Here is a 21,176-nt window from a genome sequence, read left to right on the forward strand (position 1 = left end):
CAAGCTGCTTGTAATATACTAAAACTATCTAGCTTAAATAGTTTCCCTAAAACTAGACCTCTTGCAAAAGTCAGATATTAAGCTCAAGATTTACCAGTCCTGCGAACAGCTTCATTCTTAAATCATAACGTTGACGTCGATTACGGTAGCGTTCAGCCACAATTTTGAATAGCTTAATCAGCCCTATTTTATGCTCAACCAGAATACGACATTTTGCCAAATATTGATTGGCCTGTTTGCAAAGCGCTAGCAACTCACCGCCTTTTGGTTTCTTAAAGGGAATAAAGGTCTGATCGTGTAGCTTGGCTATACCTTGATAACCGCTGTCTGCTAGATAGCTGGTGTTTTTAGGCAGCCAATCAGGACAAGTTTGTTTATAAAGACTAAAGTCATGTACTGAACCGTTGCAGGTTTGCACATCCAATATCAGTCCTGTTTGCCAATGTACGATGACTTGCGCTTTTAAGGTATGTTGTTTCTTTTTTCCACTGTAGTACTGTTTTTGGTTTTTTGGCCGTTCAATGGGCGTTTCGGTGGCATCAATGATGACTGCTGACCAATTGATATCCTCAGGCTTACCGTGTGGCAGTTTTCGTGGCAAATCAAATCTGCCTGAGTGGATAAGGATGTCTTCTACTCTTCTGACAATGCGACTGGCAGAGGACTCATGAACGTTGAAGTCCACACCAATATGATAAAGGGTTCGGTATTCACGCCAATAGGTCAGTGCGAGTAAAATCTGCGCCTCTAAGCTAAGTTCACTTGGACGACCTGATTTGGTCTTGGAAGCTTCATGCTCTTGCATGGCTTCTAGCATTTTCTCAAAAGTGGCTTTGTGGATGCCAGTATAACGTTTAAAACCTGCATCGCTCTGTTCAAGTAGTTTGGCTATATTTGGCATATCTTTTAAATATTTAGGGTTCAGTTATAGTCTTTGAGTCTTGAAACTACTTTTGCAAGAGGTCTACTAAATAACGAGTCTCAGGAGAGTCAAAAACTCCACTTAAGACTTTATGGATTGGTTTTTCAATCTGTTCATTCCAATCTACAGCTGCGTCCTCTGCTTTTTGAATGGTAAGGCGATCAAAATCTATTTCTAAATTTTTGATACACTCAATAGACTCTAAATCCTCTAACAGATAGTAAAAATCAGCTTCTAATTCTTCAAGTTCTCTAAATAAGAAATATTTAGATACTGCATATTTTATAGAGTCGCATTTTGTTAAAAATTCTCTAGTATTAAGATCAAAACCAAAATTATCTTTATGCAAGTCTTTACTATAACTCTTACCTTTATGTGAAAAGTAAGACGTTACTTGTTTATCGAAATCTTCATTTATGAGGTATGCAGCTATACGGTCGATTTTGATGTTCGGTTTAGTACTGTATGAAATTAAATGTATAAATTCAATAACATCGATATATTTTCGCATTTCTTGATATTGCTTTGTTGAAAAATCCACAATTCACACCCTTACACCCTTTAATCAAAGTAGGTGCAAGGCAGTGACAGCATAAGGGTGTGAATAGCTGTCGTTCGGGTAATTAGTCCTAGCCTTGCATAGTTGGTGCTAAGTCTTAACCTAGCTTTTGTTTTTGTTGTCTAAAGCTGGTATGTATAACGTTATCCAATTTGCCAGCATAAGCATCATCAATGAAGTTTGCCCATTGGTGCATCATGTCTATTCTATATGGCAAGTGCTGCGCCCCGTTATAAGCTGCACTGATCTTGTTTTCTCTATCATGTGCCAGCTGTAGCTCTATAGCTTCGTGCATAAACTCTTTTTCATGCAGTGTGGTACTGGCAAGCCCTCTAAACCCGTGCCCTGTCATCTTGCCTTTATAACCCATATTCCATAGGGCATTAATAAATGCGCTTTGACTGTACGGCTTACGGGTTGAGGTATTAAAGAAAACATACTGATCCGAAAAGCCTAGCTCTTTGATCTGCTTTAATATCGCTACTGCTTGCGGTGCTAGTGGCACGATATGCAAGCGCCTAGCTTTCATCTTTTCAGCTGGGACAGTCCATAAGCCGCGATTAAAATCTATGTCCTGCCATTCCATAAAGCGCAATTCATTAGTGCGTACAAACGTATAGCATAAAAACCATAAGCCTAGTTTCACCAATACATCACCTTGATAAGCATCAATGTCTTTGAGTAGCTTAGGTAATTGCTGGATAGTGATACGGCTATGATTGACGGTTTTGTGTGGCTTGATCGCTTCGGCTAGGTCGGTGGCTGGGTTGTGTGTGGCTAGTCCATTGCGTATGGCGTGTTTGAATATCTGCCCTACTTCTCTAATGGTACGCCTTGCCATTTCATTAGCGCCGCGACTCTCTACTGCTTTACCAATAGCCAATATGTCAGGTGCGGTAATGTCGTTTATGTTCTTTTGACCAATAGAGGGCTTAACATCGCGCATATAAGCGGAATAGTTACGGGAAAAGGTGCTTTCTGCTAGGTAGGTTTTACGCTCGCTATACCATGACTGGGCTATGTTATCGAAAACATTTAAACCATCTTGGCTGGCTTGCTGTTCTTTCTTATGATCTTTGGGGTTCACACCATCAGCTATTAAGCGTTTGATCTCAATATTGCGCTGGCGTGCATTTTGTAGGCTCATGACTGGATAAGTGCCAATAGTCAGGGTTTGCTGCTTACCTTGCCAGCGGTAGGCGCTGATCCATGACTTAACGCCCGTATAACGCACCCATAATTGCAGCCCGTTACCATCACTGTGTTTGTCAGGTCGCTTTGTATCAATCGAGGTGCTACTGGGCTGTAGCTTATTGATAACGGTATGAGTTAAGGGCATTGGACTATCCTTTGTTGGTATTGAGCGCGTGTATAAACTCTAATACCAACAATAATACCAACATTCTATATGGGACGCCATACCCCTATATAACCCTTAATCCTTGAAAAACGCCCAAAATAAAGGGCTAATCGTCTATGACGGTCAGCCCTTTATCGTTGTTTGGTGGAGATGGCGGGAGTTGAACCCGCGTCCGCCAGCATTACGCTCATGAATCTACATGTTTAGTTTCTGTCTTTAGATTTAATCCGCACCGATCCGACAGTCAGGATGGATTGGACGATTCTCTACTTTTGAACCCAAGCGATTGAGACAATCACTTGTGGCGAGCCTACATGCGGACGCTTCAACTTAGTTGACTAACTGTAGGTGATCAGCAACTAAGTAAACAGGTTTAAACCATGTAAACAGGATTTAAGCTGCTAGAGCGTAATTTTCGTCGTTTGCGACTATAACAATATATGTTTGATTAACGAGAGGACATATACTCTCGACATGCATCATTGAGTTTCATTACCAGCGTCGAAGCCAGAACATCCCCAATAAGGTCATCTATTATATAGGACTTATAGGTCGACTTTCAACATATATAATATCTATATTACATTACGTTACAGCTGAACTCTCTAAGCCAGTACTTTATTGAGCCATTTACCAATATTTTGAATCTGCGGCATGCAAACTTGATGTGCCATCGGATAAGTATGATAAGCAACATTATAGCCTTTAGCGGATAATAACTGCTGCGCCTGCTCGCCCAAAATTACAGGAACAACTGGATCATGCGTACCATGCTCAATCAATATTGGCATATCTTTATTAGCAGCGCTATAGCTAATATTATCATTAGTCGCTAGATAAGTAGAGAGTGTCATCAAGCCAGCTAAACGCTGCGGGTAGCCAAGTGCCACATGATATGCCACTGCACCGCCTTGCGAAAATCCTGCGATTACAATGTGTTCAGGCTTAACACCACGCTCTATCTCACGGCTGATCAAATCACGGATTTGCTGCGCAGACTCTTCAATCTGAGCGATATCGACTTTACGCTCTAGGCTCATCTCTAAGATGTCGTACCATGCTGGCATTATCATACCACCATTCACCGTCACTGGGCGCTTTGGTGCATGAGGGAAAATAAAACGCACTGCCATATCATCCGCTAAACCGAGCTGTGGTACCACTGGCTCAAAATCATGACCACTCGCGCCCAAACCATGTAGCCAAATAACGGCTCTATCTATCTTTTTTTGCGTTGGATTATGCTCAACGATGACCGCATCTAAATAGTCACTCATATTTTTAAATTCCTTTAAATAAAAATGGTAGGTACATCAAACTTATTTTTAGTAAAACTGAAATTCGCACTATATTTCAATATTTTTTATAATAATACTGATTATTTTACAGCCTTTCATCAGAACCGCTAGTCAAAAAAGTCTTCGCTAATAATGCCAATTTCCATCAACTTTTCACATCTTTTAAGGCCTGATAGCAAAAGCGAGTGCGACTTTTGTGCTACGATAAATTCGTCAACTTAGATAGCACTCTAGCTACTACTGTATGATGCCCTACACTCATTTTTCAATGTTCGTATCTCATTAGATATTAATACCCCCTTCATCTTAAATAGTTTTTCTTTATATAGCGATATAGAGCTTATGACCCATATTTTATTGGTAGAAGACGATCCTGCTATCGCGATGTCACTGAAAGTCACTTGCAAACGTGAAGGCTGGCAAATCACTTGGCTTGATAACGCCAGTAGCGTGTTGCCTTTTCTGCGCAATTTACATAATAGTGCTGAAGCGCAAGATCTATCGGCGATTATTTTGGATGTTGGGCTGCCAGATGGCGATGGTCTCAGTCTCTGTCAACAGATACGCCACACCCCTGATATTAACGGCTTAAAAGACATTCCTATCATCTTCTTGACGGCGCGTAGCGATGAGATCGATCGTATTTTGGGTTTAGAGATGGGCGGCGATGACTATTGTGCCAAGCCATTTAGCCCGCGAGAGTTGGTCGCCCGTCTAAAAGCCATTTGGCGACGTGAGCAATTATTGTCTCAGTCCTCCACCTCCCATACAACAGAAGCCAGCGATACAACCAATCCTGCATCTCCAAATACTATGTCAGGACAAGCGTTAACGTTTGAATGTCAGTCTGGCATCTGGCACTACCAACCACTCAATTACTCCTTGATATGGCAAGAGCAGAAGCTTGAGCTAAGTAACACAGAACGCAAAATCTTATTAACCTTGTTAAAAGCCCCTAATCAAGTCTTTAGCCGTGAGCAACTGCTGAGCGCGGTAAGCGACTATCCCGATCATCGCTTGGCGAGAACTATAGACAGTCATATCAAGTCCATTCGTAAGCAGCTGGCGACCGTCGACGCGAGCATTGATGTCATTCATACCCATCGCGGCTTGGGTTACGCCTTGTGTCCAGCATAGCTGCACTGCCGATAGCCATATTTTAATTAAAACCGATATTCTATAACGTCAAATAATACACCTAAAAATATGAATCCTAAAACCAACGATAGTGCTAATAGCCATCCTAATACTCATATTAATAAGGCTGATAACAGCGCGCATGTCAGCCAAAGTAATTGGTATGCAAAACTGCATCCTATCGGCACCGCGCAGCAAACGACTAAACCAAAACGACTACTGAATTTAAGTATATTTTTTAGGATTTGGCTCGCGTTGGCGTTAGTGCTGATTATCTGCGGTGTGGTCGCATTTACTCAGCTGTTTGGTTATGTCAAACCGACGGCACAGCAAGTCATCGAAGATACGTTGTTAGATACCAGCAAATTGCTGGCAGCAAGTTTGCAGATGCCGTTATCTTCAGGACAGCTATACGATGAGCAGTGTCAAACGAAACTCGATGCGGCATTTATCGGCACGCCCACGATAAGTAAAACAACAGATCCAGAATATAAAAATAAAAGTCCTAGCAGCTTTCGGATATATGTCACCGATGATAAAGGGATTGTCATATACGACTCACTACCCGAACCTGACAATGATGAAGGACAAGATTACAGCCGCTGGAATGATGTCTATCTAACGTTAAATGGTCAGTATGGCGCGAGAAGTACAACGCTAGATCATAATCAGCGAGATGGTACGGTGATGTATGTGGCACAGCCAATAAAGGATAACGCTGACAATCTCATTGGTATCATCAGCGTTGGCAAACCTGTCGCTAGCGTGTTGCCTTATTTAGACGATACACGCAATCGCATGCTTATCCCAGCGCTGCTCATGAGTATTGCTGCCCTTATATTAGCAGGACTGGTCGCCTGGTGGCTCAAGCAAAGCATCAGCCTTGTGACCCAATATACCAGTGCACTGGCAGAAGACACCAAAAAGCCCTATTTTTACTTAGGTCATGAGCTTAACAGCCTAACGGATACCATTGAGTCTATGAAACATCGATTGGAAAATCGCGCCTATGTCACCGACTATGTTCATACCCTGACCCATGAGCTCAAAAGCCCGTTAACCGCCATTCGTGCCAGTAGTGAGTTGCTAGAAGACGATGGGCTTGATAAAGAAGATCAACAGATGCTCATCCAGTCCATTGGTGAACAAAGCATCAAAATGCAACAATTGATTGATCGGCTGCTATTACTTGCCAAAGTTGAGCAACCGACTTTTAAGCTGAATCGCCAGCTGACCCCTCTACTACCGTTGTTGCAAACCCTTGCAAAAGACAATAGCGCTAAATTGCAACAGCAGCACCTAGCGCCTATCGACATCTATCTTAATGATAAACGGGTGACTGAAACAACAACTTTATCGCCAAATACCTTGGCAAATACCAACGTCTTCGCTGACCAGTTTTGGTTGGTACAAGTGCTGCAAAATGTATTGGACAATGCCATTCATTTTGCCGATAGCACAGTCGTTATTTATCTGCAAAGCATCGCGCAACATGGCTCAGCGCAAACTGTGACTATTGATATCTTTAATAATGGTAAATTGCTCCCTGAGTATGCCGTTGATAAAGCGTTTGACCGTTATTTTAGCTTATCGCATCAGAGTCAAGCTGCTGAAAAAACCTCAGATCATCTATCAGAATTTTCAGCAGAGAGTCACTCAACATCCGATACTACGCAAACACAGTCTAGCATGGCTAGCAATACCTTAAAAAAAGGCACTGGCCTTGGTTTAACCCTTGTGAAGCAAGTTATTGAGCATCATGGCGGTCAGGTAACTATTAATAACGTCCATGATGATAACGATAAAATTGGTACTGATAAGAATCAACGTTCTGGTGTCATGGTTAGCTTAACCCTACCATTGGCTTAAAAATAAGCATCTATGCCAGTCCATGAATTTTCCATCATTCCTACACAGGTTTTCTATCTGCTTGTTTTACGATAGCGTTATTCAAATTCGTAACCCCTATTAAGGATAGAAAGACCATGAAAGACGCTATTGAACAAAACCAAATTATAGAAAACTGTTTAGGCGGTAGTCGCCATTTTTGCCTACAAGCGCTGTCAGATGAAGGGATTGATAGTATCGCTTTTGGGCATTGGTTAGCCATTCCCAGTCAACAACTACTATTGGTATTTCGCCACCAGCAATGTGTGGCAGTTGACCACTATCAAGTAGCAGCTTAAGAATTCATTCAATTTACTGATTAAATCTTATCAACTAAGTTGCTGGCTTGTTAATTATTTATAAAAAATCAGTCAAAAAAACCCTCTATCATGTCTAGTTAGAAACACTAGTTAGAAATAATAGAGGGTTTATAATTTTACGGTAAACAATCTAAGTAATAGATGCTACTGGCGGCTTAACATCCGCATTTTGGCCGCGATGGCGCAAATAGTGATCGAGTAAAACAATGGCCAGCATGGCTTCTGCGATAGGCGTGGCACGTACCCCTACACAAGGATCATGACGACCTTTAGTCAACATATCAACCGACTCGCCTTGTGTATTGATACTCTTGCCAGCCGTCGTAATACTAGAGGTTGGCTTCAGGGCAATACTGACACGGATGTCTTGCCCTGAAGAGATACCGCCCAAAATACCACCAGCATGATTGGCAGTAAAACCGTCTGGTGTCAGCTCATCACGAGAGCTATGACCGAACTGTCCTGCCACTGCCATGCCGTCGCCGACCTCAACGCCTTTAACAGCATTGATGCTCATCATCGCATGGGCAATATCTGCATCCAAACGATCAAATACTGGCTCGCCAAGTCCGACTGGCACACCGCTAGCGATAATCTCTAGGCGTGCCCCGCAGCTAGTGCCTTCACGGCGTAAACTATCTATCAAGGTCTCAAAACGACTGACAGCATCGGCATCGGCGCAAAAAAACGGATTGCTATTCACAAAGTCCCAATCAATTTGGCTTGAGTCTAGGACATTGCTGTACTCACTGCCAATTTGGGTGACATGACCACGGACTTGCACACCTAAGCGCTCTTGTAGATATTTTTTAGCGATAGCACCTGCCGCCACGCGCATCGCAGTCTCGCGCGCTGAGGAACGCCCGCCGCCACGATAATCACGAAAGCCATATTTCATGCTATAGGTATAGTCGGCATGACCGGGGCGAAACGTGTCTTTAATCTCGCCATAGTCTTTGGACTTTTGATTGGTATTACGAATCAGCAGGCCAATAGAGGTGCCGGTCGTCTTACCCTCAAACACACCAGAAATAATCTCAACTTCATCGGACTCACGGCGCTGGGTAGAGTATTTAGACGTGCCCGGTTTGCGGCGATCTAAATCGATTTGCAAATCATCTGCGGATAAGGCTAAGCCAGGCGGCACGCCATCGACGATTGCCATAAGACCTGCACCATGCGACTCACCACAAGTCGTGACTGTAAAAACCTGTCCAATGCTATTGCCTGCCATATTTATCCTTAAACAAATGAAGTCGATTTTTAAGTAATGAAGTCGATTTTTAAGTAATGAAGTCGATTTTTAAGTATCGCGTAAATCTCGATGGTTTTATTGCTCAATAGTTCTCTTGCTTGATAGCTTTGTTACTTTATAGCTCTATTGAATGCTATCTAACAGTTGTACGTAAGCATTGAACAGCTCACGATGTGCCATAAGCTCATCATAAGTAATCGCAAAGACACCGTGACCACCGTGGGCAAATTTCAACCAATCAAACTGAATTTCAGGATAGGCTTGCTTTAATGCCCACTCACTATCACCTACTTCACAAACTAACAAGCCTTCAGGGCTCAGATAATCTGGCGCTTCAAACAAAATACGATGCACCAAATCCAGCCCATCTTGACCCGCGGCTAGCGCATGCTCTGGCTCATATAAAAATTCAGGTGGCAGCTCTGCCATAATAGCCGCATCAACATACGGCGGATTGGTGACTATCAACTCATACTGGTGTTCAGCAGGAATCTTAGCAAACAGATCGGACTCAATCACATTAACCTGATGCCCAAGATCATGATGATCGACGTTAACCATGGCTACTTCAAGCGCACTTTTATCGATATCAACAGCATCAACCAGCGCATCAACAAAACGCGTCGCAAGTGCAATAGCAATACAACCAGAGCCAGTGCATAAATCTAAAATACGCTCAGGCTGCGACAGCTGCTTGACCTCTAAACCGTGATCATAAAATGCAGCAGCCTGCTCGTTGACGCTCTTACCAAGTGGTTTGGCAAGCTCATTGACATCAAAATATGGATGGAACTGCTGACGAATCAATTCTGCGATAGGCGATCTTGGAATTAGCACCCGCTCATCGACATAAAAAGGCAAATCACAGAAGTATGATAAGTTGATCAAATAGCTTAATGGTTTACGCTCAGCGATACGCTCTTCTAACAAACTCAGTACCAACTGCTTCTCTGATGTGGTCAAGCGACAATCGAGAATCTGCTCATTGGCTGACCAGTCTAAAGCCAGAGAATGCAAAACAATGGCGGATGCTTCAGCAAACTCATCGGTGGTGCCTTGTGCAACGACCACATCATAATTACGAAGCTGGGTGACCGAAAAGCGAATAAAATCACGAATACTGACCAATTGCTCGCGGGCCTCTTCTAATTCTGCAGGCAAATTGGCAAATTGCTCGTCTTCACTCAGAATCCCACTCTCTAAATCAAACACCATTTCACTCTCTAGACCATCGTCATTGAAGTATTGATTTTGAAACTCTTCTGCGCTCATTGTTTGGTCTTCTGACATATCGCACCTTGCTGATTACATGTTCACTGACTACATGCGGATGGGTTAAAACGCCTTTTATTAAAAGCCGATCTATTAAATAAAAATTTATTCACCATTATAGACATAAACGCTAAGTTGCGCCAATTTTTGCAGTTTTATATTCATAAAAATGGTTCTAAAAACAATGTGAATAATGAGGATTGTAGGTAAGAATAGCGCATCATCTTATGCATACCCTCGCTCAGTTATTGCCCAACTGTAGTGAATACGTCAACGGTTGACGTTTGGCAAGACTTTAATGAAAAAAGATGTGTCAAAAGTTTGCGAAGCATTCAAATTATGCGCATAATAGCCCCAGTAGTTATAACCATAAGTATCCCAATATGATGAAAATGAAGCCTCTTATTACCGCTATATCAATTGCTATCGTTACTACCAGTGTCAGCGCCGTTGCCGCACCTGCTGATAATACGCGCACCCTGCCAGTACGAACTGCTGACTCAATGCCTAGCATTGCCAAAAAAGTTAGCCTTGATGTACAAGAGAACCGCAGTAGCTCAATCGATGGTCGTGCGCCTGTTGTAGCCACGCCTGCCTTGAAGCCTAATTCACCTGATCGTATGACTCAGCTGATTGACGAAAAGCAGGAAGTCGATGTAGAGACAGCGCAACAAGCAGTCAGTGCTGATAATATGACGGTAGAAGAGCTGGCTCGTAAAGATGTGCAGTCTGATAGCACTGACGATATTAGTGAAGGTCAAGCTGTCGCTGCCCCTACCGCAGCCATATCTGATGCTAGCCCAGCAGATACGTCTATCAAAAGCATCGAAGATGTTAATGGTAAAAAACATACTACGCTGAATTTGTCGAATTACGCCAAACAGGTAAACGGTGCCACATGGACACCGAATATGAAAGTTAACTCGGCAATGACGATCAAAATGCAGGCACTGCTTGATTGGAACCATGCTTCTCCTGGCGCCATCGATGGCGGCTGGGGCATGAACAGTAAAAAAGCCCTCATCAACTTCCAAACCATGAAAGGTCTACCAGCCACAGGTAAAATGGATCAAAAAACATGGGATGCGTTAAATAAAAATATCCCTGCCAACAAGCCTGTGCTCGTGACTTACACCATCACTGAAGATGATATCAAGACCAACTTTGCCAGCACACCTGCAGGTTCAGAAGCCAAGTCAAAAATGAAAGGCTTATACTATCAAGACATTAAAGAGATGCTTGGTGAGCGCTTCCATATGGATGTGCGTTATTTAGATAAGCTCAATAAAAATAAGCAGTATAAAGCCGGCGAAACCATCACTGTCTTAAATACCCGTGCACCACTTAAGCAGCGCATTAACCGTGTGGTTGCCAATAAAGCCGATAAGACATTATATGCTTATAACGGCGATAAGCTGGTGGCTACTTACCCAACGACAATCGGTAGCGATGCCACACCATCGCCACAAGGTTCGTTTAAAATCATTAACAAGGTGAAAATGCCTTGGTATAAAGCAACCGTTGGTAAAGGCGCAGACAAACAAATACATATGCTACCACCAGGACCAAATAGCCCTGTTGGCGTCGTATGGATGGGCTTGTCTAAGCCTTCATATGGTATTCATGGTTCACCCAAGCCTGAAGGCATCAGTCGCCAAGCCTCTGCAGGTTGTGTGCGTTTAACCAACTGGGATGTGTTAGAGGTTTATGCCAATATCGAAAATGGCGCGACCGTTGAGCTTAAATAATAAGTTATAAATGATCAATAAAAATAGACCTTGATAGCAAGGTCTTTTTTTATGGCTGATAATCGGATTTATTGATTTAAATTGACAACATTATTCATTTTTATGCTTTATAGCCTTCTTCATTACCAGTGATGCTACCAACTTTTTTGGTAAAAAACATGCCTGCAGGGATGGACACCAAAACGCCCAATGCTACTGCTATTTGGATATGAGGTATTTCATTAAAACCTGTGACTAAAGCGCCAATCATAAAAACGCCAATGGTAACGGTTGCTGCGATTGAATAGATAACAGAGAATAATGGCCAGTTCATAACTTATTCCTCATTTTTATTGTGGATATAGTACCTTTATACACTAAACCCACAAAGAAAGTAAGTATTTCCTATAAACCTGCGAGCCAGCTATAGTAGGTGACTAAGCATAAAAAACCCTGTTAAAGTTAAGGTTTTTATTGTTATAAGTTAGTGATGCATAATTTTACTATTTTAAGTATTACTACTTAATGACACTGCGCTCTATTTAGTGGTAAAAAACCCATACGTTGTCCTCTTTTTATCATTACAATAATGTCTTTCTTTTACTTTTTAAGAAAGCTATTTGCCATGACCTCACCTGAAAACAAACCCTCTAATGATTCTTCAGTTATAAAAGATGCCTCAAGCACGGCCAATTATTCAGACAAAAAAGTGGTGCTAACTGACGCAGATGATAGCTCTGTACTAGATAGCACTGTTGAACATACTGAGTCTTCAAAAAGCTCAGAGACTCATGATGACAATGACTGTGGCGAGGATATGGCTTGTGCGCAGCCTCCTGAAACAACGATAGCGATAAAGTCCATTGGTGCTGACGAGGTAGTGGCAACGTTAGAAACCGCCAAGCCCAACAATGAGTCTGAAATAACTGGGCTTGAGACACCACTACCCAATGAATCGTTAAAATCCACAACAGCGCCCAATCATAAAAATCTAGAAAATGCATCAGCAGAACATGCTCAAGCAAAAGAAGATGACGCTTCCGAGCAAACGTCTCAAGAAGATGCTGACGCTGAGGTAACGGTAGAGGCAGAGGGTATTGCCCCCGCTGATACACAGAGCACTTATCCTATCTCTGATAACCCTCAGCAAGAAAGCAAAGCAAATAGTGACAACACAAAACCGTCCTCAATTGATAAACAGCCAGACACACCGAAAAATAATGACACTATCGTAAAAAATACTGTGAAAGATAAAGTCGATAATCAGGAAGAGCTAGAAGACGAGATTAAAGAAAAAAAAGAAGCCAAGCTCGAATCTTATAAGCAATTTGTTGCCGAGCAATTTAGCAATCAAAAGGTAGACTATCCAGAGGTACGGGTCAGAATCGAGGCCAACGCTCTGCTTAGCAAAATGTATTTCATTATGAATATACTTTCTGCCATCATCGCCAGTTATGGGTTAGTGACCAATTCAGCTGCCGTCGTCATTGGCGCCATGTTGGTTGCCATGATGTTAGGTCCCATTACTGGCATAGCGTTAGCGATTATTGATCATCGTATGCCATTACTACGTAAATCACTGATTACGGTTATCGTCGGCGTATCATTGGTGGTATTGGTTGGTTTTATCGTCGGCTGGTTACACAAAGACCAGCCACTGACCGCAGAGATATTATCGCGCACTCAGCCAACCTCGATGGATTTAATGATTGCTCTAGCGGGTGGTACTGCTGGTGCTTATGCGATGGTTTCACCGCACCTATCAGTGGCAGTGGTCGGCGTGGCGGTAGCCACTGCATTGGTGCCACCTCTTGCCGCGAGTGGGATATTATTTGCCAATGGCGAGACGCAGCTTGGACTTGGGGCACTGCTACTGGCGCTAACCAATATTATTGCTATCCAGTTTACCAATGCTTTAGTACTCTGGTTATTAGGCTTTCGCCGTTTGGTCGATGACGATTATAAATCAAGCACCTATTTGACTTTTTTACGCCGTAATGCGGTGACGTTATTATTGTTAGGTGGATTGGGGACGTATTTGACCATCAACCTACAGACCAATGCCAAACAACAGGTTTTTGAGAGTAGCGTCAAAGAAGCCATCAATAGCTACTTTATCGACAAAGGCAACGTGCTGACCAATACTCAGTTTGATACCTCAGAAGAAAATAAAGTCGTACGTGCGGTCATTCGCGGAGAGACGACGCCTACTTCATACGATGTACGGCAAATCGAAACCGTCATTGCTCAAGATATGGCAGAGAATTTCCCTGAGTATCTACCCATTAAGCTACAGCTACGCTACTTGCCAGTACAAGTCATTGAGTCCAATCCATTGAGTCAAGATAAACTGGACGAGACTGATGCGGCGATTTTAACCAATTAGTTTTTTTGACCAACTGGCTTTGATGCGCTACAAATCCATCGAGCATCTGCATGCGCAGAATAACCTAGCCGTTGTAACTCTTGTACCAAGAGCTTGGGCGTTTGTGCTAAAATCGTTTGCAAAATTATTTTACTCAATTCTATTCGCCAGTAAGGAGCCGCTGTGAGCCAGCCATTTCGCTCAGCCGATATTCGTCAAGCTTTTATCGATTTTTTCATAAGCAAGCAGCACACCCCCGTCGCCTCATCGAGTTTGATTCCACACAATGACCCGACATTGCTATTTACCAATGCCGGTATGAATCAGTTTAAAGAAACGTTTTTGGGTATGGAGCCACGTGATTATACCCGTGCGGTGACCTCGCAGAAGTGCGTACGTGCTGGCGGCAAGCATAATGATTTGGATAATGTCGGTTATACGGCGCGCCATCATACGTTCTTTGAAATGCTTGGCAACTTCTCGTTTGGCGATTATTTTAAGCAAGCCGGTATTGGCTATATTTGGGAGTTTTTAACCTCGGACGAATGGCTTGCGATTGATAAAAATCGCTTGTATGTGACCATTTATGAGACCGATGACGAAGCCTTTGATATTTGGCATAAAGACATCGGTATTCCTAGCGAGCGCATTATTCGTATTGGCGATAATAAAGGCGCGCCTTACGCCTCAGACAACTTTTGGACGATGGGCGATACCGGTCCTTGTGGTCCTTGTACTGAAGTCTTTTATGATCATGGTGCCGATATCGAAGGCGGTCTACCGGGCACACCTGAAGAAGATGGCGACCGTTATATCGAGATTTGGAACTGCGTCTTTATGCAGTTTAATCGTCAAAAAGACGGCTCTATGCTACCGCTACCAGCGCCAAGCGTAGATACTGGCATGGGACTTGAGCGTATCAGCGCCATCATGCAAGGCGTCCATGGCAACTACGAGATAGATTTATTTGTACATTTGATGGATGCGGCGGCTGAGATTTTAGAGATTGAAAACCAGCAACAATCGTCATTAAAAGTCATCGCTGACCATATTCGCGCTGTTTCATTTTTGATTGCTGATGGCGTGACACCAAGCAACGAAGGTCGTGGTTATGTACTGCGCCGTATCATTCGTCGTGCGGTACGTCATGGCAATAAACTTGGTGCTGACAGTGAGTTTTTCTATAAAATGGTCGCGCCTTTGGTTGCTGAAATGGGTACGGCGTATCCTGAGCTAAAAGATAAGCAAAGCGTCATTGAAAATGCCATTCAAAAGGAAGAAGCACAGTTTGCCAAAACTTTGGCACAAGGCTTACGTCTACTTGCCAGCGAGCTGGAAGGTCTAAAAGATGGCGACACGTTATCTGGGGAAGCCGCATTTAAACTGTACGATACTTATGGTTTCCCGGTCGATTTGACTGCGGATATCACTCGTGAGCGCGGTATTGTTATTGATGAAGCTGAATTTGATGAGCATATGCAAGCGCAACGTGAGCGTGCTCGTGATGCTGGCAAATTCGACGTTGATTATAGCAGTGTCATTCAAGTAGAAAACCCAACGACCTTTATCGGTTATGAGCAGCTTGCAGAAGATGGCGTGACGATTGATGCGCTGTATCAAGATGGCAATCCAGCAGCCAGCTTAGCTGAGGGCATGGAAGGCGTCGTGGTACTTGACCGTACACCGTTTTATGCTGAAGGTGGTGGTCAAGTTGGTGAGCTTGGCGAAATCCGCACTGCAACTGGCGTTTTTGAAGTGCAAGATACCAAAAAATCTGGTCAAGCCATCATCCATTACGGTGTCGTGACCATGGGTGACATTAACACCAAACAAACAGCCGATGCGCAAGTCTTGTCCAGCATCCGTGCGGCTAGTGCCAAAAACCACTCTGCCACGCATTTATTGCATGCCGCATTAAGAGAAGTATTGGGTGATGAAGTCACACAGAAAGGCTCATTAGTATCAAGCGAAGTCTTACGTTTTGATTTCTCGTATGACAAGCCTGTCAGCACTGCTGAAATTACGCGTATCGAACGCTTAGTCAATGAGCAAATTCAAGCCAACACCCCTGCTCGCATCGAGAATATGTCTATTGACGAAGCGATGAAACAAGGCGCTATGGCATTGTTTGGCGAAAAATATGGCAGTGACGTTCGTGTCTTAACCATGGGCACTGACAGTATCGTCGATGGTCAGCGCAAGCCCTTCTCTATTGAGCTTTGTGGTGGTTTGCACGTTAAACGTACTGGTGATATCGGTGTGCTAAAAATTACCAGCGAATCAGGTATTGCTGCTGGCATCCGCCGTATTGAAGCTGTCACTGGCATGAATGCGATTAAAAACATTCAGCAAAGTGAGCAGCAGCTGAGCGAGCTTGCCAGTCAGCTAAAAGTGAAACGTCCTGAAGTGGCACAGCGCGTACGTACCATGGCGGATAAGCAGCGCGAACTTGAGAAACAACTGGAGCGCTTAGAGCAAAAAATTGCCAGCGCCCAAGCAGCCAATTTACTCGATGAAGTGCAGACCATCGCAGGCACGCCGGTGCTTATCAGTACCTTAAGCGGTATCGACGGCAAATCTATCCGCACCCTGATGGACGATATTAAATCTAAACTTCCTGATGGCGTGATTGTATTGATTGGTGATAAAGACGAACAGTTAGCCCTAGCTGCAAGCGTGGCAAAATCAGTCACCGCTAAAGTAAAAGCTGGTGATATCATTCGTCATTTGGCAGGTGAGCTGGGCGGTAAAGGTGGTGGTAAGCCAGATTACGCACAAGGCGGCGCGCCAAAGTCTGGCAACAGTACCGCGGTTATCAACGCCCTACCTGCTTGGATTGAAACTCAGCTTAGCTAGTCCTGAAAAAAACATGAATACAGCGCATCACTTGGGTCTACTACGCATAAGATACGCGATTGGTTATAACGGTTATAACCAATCGCCATGTATCTAAGCGCTACGGGCACTTAACGTTGTGACGTAGATATGATATAAAGGTCAACGTTTATATGCATCGTGCGTGCATTACCTAGTCAGCACTACTGAATACATAAACGAAAAGCATGGGCGCAATTCTTATAATACGGCTTTATCTATACAAGCATTGATTGAGCGTCACATCCGCATATTGGCTCTCATTGATGATAATAAAAGGCCATTAATGAATAATAGGTAGATTTTTATGGCGTTAATAGTACAGAAATACGGCGGCACCTCGATGGGCAGTATCGACCGCATCAAAAACGTCGCCAAACGAGTCAAACGCTGGCATGACAACGGTCATCAAATAGTTGTTGTCGTCTCTGCTATGAGCGGCGAAACCAACCGTTTGATTGATCTAGCACGCCAAATTAGCACTCAGCCTGATCCCCGTGAATACGACCAAATGGTCTCAACCGGTGAGCAAGTATCGATTTCATTGCTTGCTATGGCGATTAAAGAGCTTGGTGTAGGCGCTCGTTCATTTACTGGTCGTCAAGTCGCGATTAAAACGGACAATGCCCACAATAAAGCCCGTATCGAAAGCATCGATGACAAAAATATCCGTGAGCAACTTGATGCAGGCAATGTCGTCATCGTCGCAGGCTTTCAAGGTATTGATGACGAAGGCAACGCGACCACATTAGGGCGCGGCGGCTCTGATACCACAGGTGTCGCTATTGCTGCTGCCTTGGGTGCTGATGAATGTCAGATTTATACCGATGTTGATGGCGTTTATACCACTGACCCTCGTGTAACCTCAAAAGCCAAAAAACTTGAAAAAATTACCTTTGAAGAAATGCTGGAGATGGCAAGTCTTGGCTCTAAGATTTTACAGATTCGTTCGGTAGAATTCGCGGGTAAATATGGTGTACCACTGCGCGTATTATCTAGCTTTGATGAAAACAACGATGGTAGCTTCGACCAAGAATTTCAAGACAATGTCGGCACCTTAATTACGATAGACGAAGGAGACAATATGGAACAGGCAATCATCTCAGGTATCGCTTTTAATCGAGACGAAGCAAAAATAGTCGTGCGCGGTGTACCTGATCATCCTGGTATTGCCTCTGCTATCCTAAGCCCGATTGGTCGTGCCAATATTGAAATTGATATGATAGTGCAAAACCTCTCTACCAATGGCACCACCGACTTTACTTTTACTGTCAACCGTACTGACATGGACAAAACCATGAAAGTACTGGAAAATGAAGTCAAAGATGAGATCGGTGCTAAAGAGATATTGGCTAATGATGAAGTCGTTAAAGTCTCTTTAGTCGGCGTCGGCATGCGCTCTCATGCTGGTGTTGCGAGCCTCATGTTCCAAACGCTTGCTGAAAACAATATCAATATTCAAATGATATCAACCAGCGAAATCAAAGTGTCTGTCCTTATCCAAGAACAGTATTTAGAAAAAGCCGTTAAATCACTACATACCGCATTTGGTCTGGATCGTGAAGATGGCGAAAGTAAAATCGCTGGGCTATAACTTATTTTAAAACGCTTAGAATAATCGATTTAGCATTAACAGTTATGCATTAAGTCAGTATCAATTACTTTCAACAATGTATTAATTTAAATAGGGTCTTTTTAGATCCTATTTTTATTTTTTATTATTGCTAGGGTGAGTATTTACCCAATAGTTTTGTGAAAACCCGTGACAGTCTCTGTTATGCCCCCTATAATGGGGCTTTCATTTGGGCTAAATGAATCTACCTATCATTACCGCTATTGGCACAATAGTAAGCATTGTGGTTGTCATTGATACATTGTCTTTCTAGTGCTGCGGTAATGTCCTGCAATTGAGAAGTAATCTGATGAGTAATAATTTGTTGATGCGACATAAGGAGTGTGACGCATGTTAATTTTGACACGCCGCGTGGGCGAAACGCTAATGATTGGTGATGAGGTCAGTGTGACGGTCCTAGGTGTCAAAGGCAATCAAGTACGTATCGGTGTCAATGCACCGAAAGATATTGCCGTACACCGCGAAGAGATTTACCAACGTATTCAGCATGAGCGTTCTGTACAGTCGCAAATGCAACATCTTGAGCAGGGCAATTTTGCGCCTTCATTTGATGACGAAGACTATTTCAATCGCTAAGTTACATACTTTCACTTTTTAATCTGCTCTGAGGTCATTTATTTATGAGTATCCGCCAATCAGATGTATCGGCTCTACTTAATGGTTTGGATAAAAAAACCATTGGATTCAATGATGTCATCAGTTTTATTGATGATTTTTATCGCTACGCACCTGCCCCGTTTGTGAACGGTATGGTACACAATGCAGCTGGTGAAAATGAAGGTAGTGCGAAAATTTTTGGCTTTGCCAAGCACCATGGTCTGAATCAATTGGACACGCTAAAACTGTTTGGCGAGCATTATGCCAAGGTGCAAGCAACTCCTAACGGTACTGACCATGCCAATATCCGCAATTTTTTACATTGGGGCTGGCAAGGGTTTTTGATGCAAAAAAACCCATTAACGGTTCGCCCTAGTGTTGATACGACGGCGCTTTAAAAAATTATTAAATAAGAAAAGGCCACGCTGATTAGCGTGGCCTTTTTTATGTGCTTCATTTTTTATTAGAAAATTTAGCCATCAGCCTATTTATCACGAAACTTGACGGGTTGGACTGCGCCTTTCGGATTAGGCATGTTTGGATAATGATGCTCATGCTCGACATCACATTCTGCCCCGACGATAGAACCATCGTCTTTGACTGGCTTATGAATATAGCCTGTGCGCTCAGCAGGTGGTAGATGCTCGTGCTCCCACACCATCACCGCTTGCATACAGGTCTCGCGCTGCTCAGCGGTCAGCTTGCGACCATCAGGCCACTTACCCAACTCAATCGCCATGCGGAATTTATCCACCACTTCTGGCGTTAAACTTGCTAATATCGTTTGCTTATCCATCCTGCCTATTCTCCACTACTATTTTTTATAACATATTTTTTATAACGTTTTTATATAAAAGAGACACTTATTCGTCGTCCATAATATCATCATCCACGTCAAGACTGAATTCCTCAGCATGGACGTTCCAGTGCAATTTAGTGCGACAAGCTTCATAAAAATCAAACCCTGGCGGGTGCAATAAAGTAAGCTTATCTGGATGCTTACGAATATAGAGCCGTTGCTCCTGCTCAAGTGGCACGCTTGGCTTGCCGTCGGCACTGACCATCGGCTGAGTGCGATTGTCTTCATGAATGCGAATGCATACTTCGCTATTACCGCTCACCACAATCGGTCTGCTAGACAGCGTATGGGGATGCATGGGCACCAAACAGATAGCATCCATACTCGGATGAATAATGGGACCGCCGCCAGAGAGTGCATAGGCCGTTGAACCGGTAGGCGTTGCTGCAATCAAACCATCACTATGCTGACGATAGACATCTTGACCATCGATTTTCATCTGAAAATCAATCATATGAACCGATTTTCCCGCATGCAATACGATATCATTGAGCGCCATGTCTTCATGAATGATAGTACGCCCTTCTCGTATCTCCATCGTTAATAGAAAACGATGATCCAACTGATAATCACCCATCAGGACTTGGCGCAATTTAAACGCCGCTTCATCAGGTTTTACATCCGCCAAAAAACCAAGCCGACCACGGTTGACGCCAAATACAGGCACACGGTAGCGTGCCAACGCTTCAGCCGCGTGCAATATCGAGCCATCACCGCCAACAACGATGACCAAATCACAAATCTCACCAATCAAACTACGCTTAACGATTTTGACCTTTTCAATCTCAGTAAGGTTCAAAGTGGGCAAGTTCGCCGTTTGCACATCCATAATCAATGTGAGATTCATCTCATTGATAGTCTGGGCAATTTGTACCAAACTTTGAGTGACACTACGTTTACCAGCGCGGCCCATAAGCCCAATACGCCTAAAAGCAGGGTTTTTGATAGCGTGGAACAGCTCTGATTCATGTAAGTGCGGCAATCTTGCGGATTGCGCTGAGTTTTCCATAAAACGACTCGGCATAACGGTAAATTACTCGCCAATGATAGCGATAAACGAGCGTTTAGACTAGCATGTTTATGAATTATCGTTGTTAACTGTCGTAATCAA

At 43.4% G+C, this 21,176-nt stretch carries 17 protein-coding genes, 1 other RNA gene and 1 pseudogene; 9 read left to right on the forward strand and 10 right to left on the reverse strand.

The window, feature by feature from the left end; genetic code table 11:
* Nucleotides 1-70: 70 nt before the first annotated feature.
* From JMV76_RS03045 to JMV76_RS03065, 5 genes are all read right to left on the reverse strand, one after another.
* Nucleotides 71-901: an IS5 family transposase gene (locus tag JMV76_RS03045; RefSeq protein ID WP_201501564.1), complete on the reverse strand. Its 831-nt coding sequence runs from the start codon at nt 899-901 to the stop codon at nt 71-73.
* Between the two features lie 46 nt (nt 902-947).
* Nucleotides 948-1,463, reverse strand: coding sequence for a hypothetical protein (locus tag JMV76_RS03050; RefSeq protein WP_201501565.1), 516 nt, complete (start codon nt 1,461-1,463; stop codon nt 948-950).
* Nucleotides 1,464-1,578: 115 nt separating this feature from the next.
* A complete protein-coding gene (locus tag JMV76_RS03055) occupies nt 1,579-2,820 on the reverse strand; it encodes a tyrosine-type recombinase/integrase (protein WP_201501566.1) in 1,242 nt (413 codons plus the stop codon).
* A gap of 163 nt (nt 2,821-2,983) precedes the next feature.
* Nucleotides 2,984-3,361: a transfer-messenger RNA gene (ssrA, locus tag JMV76_RS03060) on the reverse strand.
* Between the two features lie 85 nt (nt 3,362-3,446).
* Entirely contained in the window at nt 3,447-4,118 is a 672-nt protein-coding gene (locus JMV76_RS03065) for an alpha/beta hydrolase (RefSeq protein ID WP_193009455.1), read from the reverse strand.
* A gap of 363 nt (nt 4,119-4,481) precedes the next feature.
* Between JMV76_RS03065 and JMV76_RS03070 the strand changes: the two genes are divergently transcribed.
* The 3 genes from JMV76_RS03070 (at nt 4,482) to JMV76_RS03080 (ending at nt 7,462) form a co-directional block, all read left to right on the forward strand.
* Complete coding sequence (locus JMV76_RS03070; protein WP_201501567.1) at nt 4,482-5,276, forward strand: response regulator; 795 nt, start codon at nt 4,482-4,484, stop codon at nt 5,274-5,276.
* Nucleotides 5,277-5,345: 69 nt separating this feature from the next.
* On the forward strand, nt 5,346-7,145 hold the full coding sequence (gene creC, locus JMV76_RS03075) for a two-component system sensor histidine kinase CreC (protein ID WP_201501568.1): 1,800 nt from the start codon (nt 5,346-5,348) through the stop codon (nt 7,143-7,145).
* A gap of 116 nt (nt 7,146-7,261) precedes the next feature.
* The gene (locus tag JMV76_RS03080) at nt 7,262-7,462 is read left to right on the forward strand and encodes a hypothetical protein (protein WP_193009458.1); all 201 of its coding nucleotides are present in this window, start codon (nt 7,262-7,264) and stop codon (nt 7,460-7,462) included.
* 151 nt (nt 7,463-7,613) lie between these two features.
* Here the strand turns inward: JMV76_RS03080 and aroC are convergent, their stop codons facing one another.
* Both aroC and prmB read right to left on the reverse strand, forming a co-directional pair.
* Nucleotides 7,614-8,717, reverse strand: a complete 1,104-nt coding sequence (gene aroC / locus JMV76_RS03085; RefSeq protein WP_201501569.1) for a chorismate synthase — start codon at nt 8,715-8,717, stop codon at nt 7,614-7,616.
* 144 nt (nt 8,718-8,861) lie between these two features.
* Nucleotides 8,862-10,028 (reverse strand): 50S ribosomal protein L3 N(5)-glutamine methyltransferase, encoded by a 1,167-nt coding sequence (prmB, locus tag JMV76_RS03090; protein ID WP_201501570.1) that lies wholly within the window; start codon nt 10,026-10,028, stop codon nt 8,862-8,864.
* A gap of 290 nt (nt 10,029-10,318) precedes the next feature.
* Between prmB and JMV76_RS03095 the strand changes: the two genes are divergently transcribed.
* Nucleotides 10,319-11,758 (forward strand): L,D-transpeptidase family protein, encoded by a 1,440-nt coding sequence (locus JMV76_RS03095; protein WP_201501571.1) that lies wholly within the window; start codon nt 10,319-10,321, stop codon nt 11,756-11,758.
* A 100-nt stretch (nt 11,759-11,858) separates the two neighbouring features.
* On the opposite strand, the gene JMV76_RS03100 is transcribed toward JMV76_RS03095, so the two are convergent.
* Nucleotides 11,859-12,071, reverse strand: a complete 213-nt coding sequence (locus JMV76_RS03100; RefSeq protein WP_087814154.1) for a hypothetical protein — start codon at nt 12,069-12,071, stop codon at nt 11,859-11,861.
* A gap of 291 nt (nt 12,072-12,362) precedes the next feature.
* Here JMV76_RS03100 and JMV76_RS03105 point away from each other — a divergent pair, with 291 nt between their 5' ends.
* The 5 genes and pseudogenes from JMV76_RS03105 to JMV76_RS03125 all read left to right on the forward strand — a co-directional run bounded on the left by JMV76_RS03105 (nt 12,363) and on the right by JMV76_RS03125 (nt 19,604).
* The gene (locus JMV76_RS03105) at nt 12,363-14,123 is read left to right on the forward strand and encodes a TIGR00341 family protein (RefSeq protein ID WP_201501572.1); all 1,761 of its coding nucleotides are present in this window, start codon (nt 12,363-12,365) and stop codon (nt 14,121-14,123) included.
* 162 nt (nt 14,124-14,285) lie between these two features.
* A complete protein-coding gene (alaS, locus tag JMV76_RS03110; protein ID WP_193009460.1) occupies nt 14,286-16,958 on the forward strand; it encodes an alanine--tRNA ligase in 2,673 nt (890 codons plus the stop codon).
* A 325-nt stretch (nt 16,959-17,283) separates the two neighbouring features.
* A complete protein-coding gene (locus JMV76_RS03115; RefSeq protein WP_055124395.1) occupies nt 17,284-18,570 on the forward strand; it encodes an aspartate kinase in 1,287 nt (428 codons plus the stop codon).
* A 369-nt stretch (nt 18,571-18,939) separates the two neighbouring features.
* Nucleotides 18,940-19,107 (forward strand): annotated as a pseudogene (csrA, locus tag JMV76_RS03120) (carbon storage regulator CsrA); the annotation flags it as partial.
* 122 nt (nt 19,108-19,229) lie between these two features.
* Nucleotides 19,230-19,604, forward strand: coding sequence for a HopJ type III effector protein (locus tag JMV76_RS03125; RefSeq protein ID WP_227690044.1), 375 nt, complete (start codon nt 19,230-19,232; stop codon nt 19,602-19,604).
* Between the two features lie 86 nt (nt 19,605-19,690).
* Here JMV76_RS03125 and JMV76_RS03130 read toward each other — a convergent pair whose 3' ends face one another.
* Nucleotides 19,691-20,002 (reverse strand): YeaC family protein, encoded by a 312-nt coding sequence (locus JMV76_RS03130; RefSeq protein ID WP_045451872.1) that lies wholly within the window; start codon nt 20,000-20,002, stop codon nt 19,691-19,693.
* A 67-nt stretch (nt 20,003-20,069) separates the two neighbouring features.
* Complete coding sequence (locus JMV76_RS03135; protein WP_226950210.1) at nt 20,070-21,074, reverse strand: NAD(+) kinase; 1,005 nt, start codon at nt 21,072-21,074, stop codon at nt 20,070-20,072.
* Nucleotides 21,075-21,176: the final 102 nt, after the last annotated feature.

Origin of the sequence: Psychrobacter cibarius, from assembly GCF_904845955.1 — a bacterium.
Lineage (GTDB): Bacteria > Pseudomonadota > Gammaproteobacteria > Pseudomonadales > Moraxellaceae > Psychrobacter > Psychrobacter cibarius_B.

What these genes read in the sequence shown, in the direction of transcription:
- JMV76_RS03070 (WP_201501567.1), top strand. Translation starts at nt 4,482, where the DNA reads ATGACCCATATTTTATTGGTAGAAGACGATCCTGCTATCGCGATGTCA.
- JMV76_RS03105 (WP_201501572.1), top strand. Translation starts at nt 12,363, where the DNA reads ATGACCTCACCTGAAAACAAACCCTCTAATGATTCTTCAGTTATAAAA.
- JMV76_RS03095 (WP_201501571.1), top strand. Translation starts at nt 10,319, where the DNA reads ATGTGTCAAAAGTTTGCGAAGCATTCAAATTATGCGCATAATAGCCCC.
- JMV76_RS03130 (WP_045451872.1), bottom strand. Translation starts at nt 20,002, where the DNA reads ATGGATAAGCAAACGATATTAGCAAGTTTAACGCCAGAAGTGGTGGAT.
- JMV76_RS03135 (WP_226950210.1), bottom strand. Translation starts at nt 21,074, where the DNA reads ATGGAAAACTCAGCGCAATCCGCAAGATTGCCGCACTTACATGAATCA.
- aroC (WP_201501569.1), bottom strand. Translation starts at nt 8,717, where the DNA reads ATGGCAGGCAATAGCATTGGACAGGTTTTTACAGTCACGACTTGTGGT.
- JMV76_RS03125 (WP_227690044.1), top strand. Translation starts at nt 19,230, where the DNA reads ATGAGTATCCGCCAATCAGATGTATCGGCTCTACTTAATGGTTTGGAT.
- JMV76_RS03045 (WP_201501564.1), bottom strand. Translation starts at nt 901, where the DNA reads ATGCCAAATATAGCCAAACTACTTGAACAGAGCGATGCAGGTTTTAAA.
- JMV76_RS03100 (WP_087814154.1), bottom strand. Translation starts at nt 12,071, where the DNA reads ATGAACTGGCCATTATTCTCTGTTATCTATTCAATCGCAGCAACCGTT.
- prmB (WP_201501570.1), bottom strand. Translation starts at nt 10,028, where the DNA reads ATGTCAGAAGACCAAACAATGAGCGCAGAAGAGTTTCAAAATCAATAC.
- creC (WP_201501568.1), top strand. Translation starts at nt 5,346, where the DNA reads ATGAATCCTAAAACCAACGATAGTGCTAATAGCCATCCTAATACTCAT.
- JMV76_RS03080 (WP_193009458.1), top strand. Translation starts at nt 7,262, where the DNA reads ATGAAAGACGCTATTGAACAAAACCAAATTATAGAAAACTGTTTAGGC.
- JMV76_RS03055 (WP_201501566.1), bottom strand. Translation starts at nt 2,820, where the DNA reads ATGCCCTTAACTCATACCGTTATCAATAAGCTACAGCCCAGTAGCACC.
- JMV76_RS03115 (WP_055124395.1), top strand. Translation starts at nt 17,284, where the DNA reads ATGGCGTTAATAGTACAGAAATACGGCGGCACCTCGATGGGCAGTATC.
- JMV76_RS03065 (WP_193009455.1), bottom strand. Translation starts at nt 4,118, where the DNA reads ATGAGTGACTATTTAGATGCGGTCATCGTTGAGCATAATCCAACGCAA.